Source organism: Clostridium sp. (assembly GCF_016650095.1).
Lineage (GTDB): Bacteria > Bacillota > Clostridia > Clostridiales > Clostridiaceae > Clostridium_AD.
The window spans coordinates 1-3,795 of the sequence record NZ_JAENWL010000362.1 but is presented as its reverse complement, the minus strand read 5'-3'; the positions used below and the strand labels follow the sequence as shown (position 1 = coordinate 3,795).

Genomic DNA, 3,795 nt, shown 5'->3' with positions numbered 1-3,795 from the left:
CCCCACTATTTTGGGATCAATGCTCAAATAGTTGTTACCTGTCCCTCACTATTTCCATCACTATTCCCCAACTATCCCTTTAACCATCTACATAAATCAATTGAATAATAAGTTATTATCATATCCGCTCCCGCTCTTTTCATTGAAAGATGCATTTCCATAGCTATAGCTTTTTCATCAATTAAACCCATCTTAGCGGCTGCTTTTACCATAGCAAATTCTCCACTAACACTATATGCAGCTATTGGTACATCATATCTGTCTCTAGCCCATCTTACTACATCTAGATATGATAGCGCTGGTTTTACCATTATAATATCTGCGCCTTCTTGAATATCACATTCTATTTCTCTCATGGCTTCTCTGATATTTGCTGGATCCATTTGATAAGTTTTTCTATCCCCAGACTGAGGTGCCGAGTTAGCTGCTTCTCTGAATGGGCCATAAAATGCTGAGGAATATTTTGCACTATAAGCCATTATTGATATATGTTCAAATCCATTTACATCCAAAATTTTTCTTATGGCATCTACATGTCCATCCATCATGTCTGAAGGTGCTACCATGTCTGCTCCAGCTCGCGCATGAGATAATGCTATTTCTGCTATGTATTTTAAACTCTTGTCGTTATCAACTTTTGCGCCTTCCACTATTCCACAATGTCCATGACTAGTATATTGGCACATACATACGTCTGTTATTATAAGTAATTCCTTTGATATCTCCCTTGTCTTTTTAACCGCTCTTTGAACAATACCATTTTTATCAAAGGCCCCACAACCAACTTCATCTTTATGGTCTGGTAATCCAAACAATATTACTCCACGTACACCTACTTCTTCAACTTCTTCAATAATTTCATGAAGCCTATCAAGTGAAAAATGATAATTTCCTGGCATAGAAGATATTTCTTCTTTAATATTTTCACCCTCTACTACAAAAATAGGGAGTATAAAGTCCGCTGGTGTTAATACAGTTTCTCTAATTAAATCTCTTATATTACTTGTTTCTCTTAACCTTCTATTTCTTTTGAACAAAGTTATCCACTCCTAATTAAATAAATTATGATTTTATCCACATGTTGTTATTAAACACGCTCTAAAATGTTATTAACTCCACCAAACTGTAATTACATTTTTAAAAGTTCGCTAATAATACCCTCTACACTATATTCATCACATATTATAGCTTCAATACCTTGCTCTAAAAGTGCCTTTGCAGTTATAGGCCCTATAGCGAGTGCTGCTTTAGACTTTACAGTTTCAAGACCTACCATCGTAATCATATTTCTGACAGTAGATGGGGAAGTAAAGACTATAAGTTCTACATCTTTTATTTCATTTTCATCTCTTAATTTACCACATAGTGTTTCATATGTGAAAACTTCATCCACGTTGCATCCAAGGCTTCTTAATTCATCTACCAAATAGGGTCTTGCGTCTTTTGACCTCGGTATTAGCACTTTATCTCCCTCTTTTACATAGGTCTTCATTTCCTCAAACAAACTTTCAGCAACAAAATGTTCTGCCACTATTTGAGGCATAATCCCTCTATCTTTAAGTGCATCAGCAGTAGCTGGTCCTATAGCTGCAATTCTAGCTTTAAGCTGCCTAATATCAAATTCAATATCCCTTAGGTAATCGAAAAGTATATTTACTCCATTTACACTGGTTAAAGTTAAAAAGTCATAACCAGTAAGCTTTTCTCTGTATGCATCTAAATTATAAGATGTGTTCTTAAATTCAATAGAATTTATCTCGAGTACTTCTGCTCCTAAATCTATTAAACTTTCTCTGAGTTCCTTTGATTGAGCTTTTGAACGAGTTATGCAAATATTTTTACCGAATAATGGTTTCTTCTCGTACCAATTAAATTGATCATTAAATTTAACTACCTCTCCCACTACAATAATGCAAGGAGATGACATTTCTGCTTCTTGTACCTTTCCTAAAATATCTATTAAAGTCCCTACTACCTTTCTCTGTTTTGATGTAGTTCCTCTCATTATTACTGCGCAAGAAGTATTTTTACTTTTCCCATTAAATATAAGACTCTCTGCAATTTTTCCTAGATTTTTAAAACCCATCATAAAAACCAAAGTTCCGCCAAGTCTTGCTACCGCTTCCCAATCAATATTAAGCTTTTCTGCGCTCATTGCAGTGAATACATGAAAGCTTTGAGCTATACCTCTGTGAGTGATAGGTATTCCAGCATAATTTAAAACAGCTATTGGTGATGTTATTCCAGGTATAACTTCAAATTCAATATTTTCATCTATAAGAGCTATTGCTTCCTCACCACCGCGTCCAAATACAAAGGGATCTCCTCCCTTGATTCGTCCAACTACATGCCCTTTATTTGCTAGTTTTACTAGCATTACATTTATTTCTTCCTGAGTTTTATAATGGCATCCCGGCTCTTTTCCACAATAGAATATTTCACAGTCTGCTTTTAAGTATTTAAGTACACTAGTACTCGCTAATCTATCATACATAACCGCTGTGCATTTTCCGAGCATTCTTATGGCTTTTAGTGTTATTAGTTCCTCTTCTCCTGGACCTACTCCCATTAAATAAACCTTTCCCATTAGTTTCCCCCTTCTGTTTTTCAGTTAAATCATCTTCTACAAAGCTGTTCATCTTCTTTGAAGATGCAATATTAACAACTTCAAAAGGAGATTTATATTTCTTCTGAAGTTTTCACTTTGTTATAGTATGTACCTTCTGCTTGTACAAGTAAGAGACTTTCTTCTGAAATGTCGTTAACACTTACATTATTCTATATCTAAGTGCAAATCATTATTTATTGTAAAGTGTAAATGTTAATTTTGATATTCTTAATTATTGTCTAAGATCTTTTTAGCTAGAAGATCACCCAGCTCTATATATCTGTTTTTATCTCCTGAAAGTTGTTTTTTAACGATTTCTCCGTTAACTCTGTACACTCCAATCATGTGCATAGTTTCACCTTTAAGATAAGCATATGCTCCTATACAATCGTGACAATCTCCATTAAGCGTTGCCATGAAACTTCTTTCTGCATCTACACAAATCCTAGCCTCATAGTTATCTAATTTCTTAAGTATAGCTACTTGAGGATGGCTTTTAACCATTTCAATACCCAATGCACCTTGGGCTATTGCTGGCACCATATCCATCGGATCAAAATAATTAGTAATTATATTTTCCATATCAAGTCTTTTTAAACCAGCCGCTGCGAGTATTATTCCATCTAGATTTTCCTTTTCTATTTTTGATAGTCTAGTCTGTACATTACCCCTTATAGGTACAATTTCTACATCCGGTCTTAATATCTTAACCTGAGTACCACGTCTAATACTGCTAGTCCCTATTCTTGCCCCCTTAGGTAAATCGTAAAAGCTAATGTTGTTAAGGGCAACAAATGCATCTCTAACATCTTCTCTAACTGGAATAGCCACTATTTCGAACTCCTCTGGCACATCGTAGGGTACATCTTTCATACTATGTACTGCTATATCAACTTTTTGCTCTAGCATGGCATGCTCTATTTCCTTTACAAAAAGTCCCTTTCCTCCTATTTTGTCTAAAGAAACATCTAATATTTTATCTCCCTTAGTCTCAATAAGTACCTTTTCGCCATCAATATCAAACTTTTCTTTAATCATTGCTATAACAGTATTCGCCTGCACTTGTGCAAGCTTACTTCGCCTAGTTCCTATATTAACTTTCAAAACTTATTCCTCCTTTAAATCACTTGCGTTGCTATTCATTACCTTCGCAAGTGTCCATTACTTGCGCAAATATTCATCACCTT

The 3,795-nt window shown here is 34.9% G+C and carries 3 protein-coding genes; all 3 read right to left on the bottom strand.

The features are described 5' to 3' along the window. Nucleotides 1-71 precede the first annotated feature (71 nt). Entirely contained in the window at nucleotides 72-1,037 is a 966-nt protein-coding gene (gene hemB / locus JJE11_RS16295; RefSeq protein WP_291637513.1) for a porphobilinogen synthase, read from the bottom strand. 92 nt (nucleotides 1,038-1,129) lie between these two features. Beyond that, nucleotides 1,130-2,587: a uroporphyrinogen-III C-methyltransferase gene (gene cobA, locus JJE11_RS16290; protein ID WP_291637512.1), complete on the bottom strand. Its 1,458-nt coding sequence runs from the start codon at nucleotides 2,585-2,587 to the stop codon at nucleotides 1,130-1,132. A gap of 249 nt (nucleotides 2,588-2,836) precedes the next feature. Further along, on the bottom strand, nucleotides 2,837-3,712 hold the full coding sequence (gene hemC / locus JJE11_RS16285; protein ID WP_291637510.1) for a hydroxymethylbilane synthase: 876 nt from the start codon (nucleotides 3,710-3,712) through the stop codon (nucleotides 2,837-2,839). Between the last annotated feature and the right edge of the window lie 83 nt (nucleotides 3,713-3,795).

Coding starts and splice junctions, on each gene's coding strand:
- cobA (WP_291637512.1), bottom strand. CDS start 2,587: ATGGGAAAGGTTTATTTAATGGGAGTAGGTCCAGGAGAAGAGGAACTA.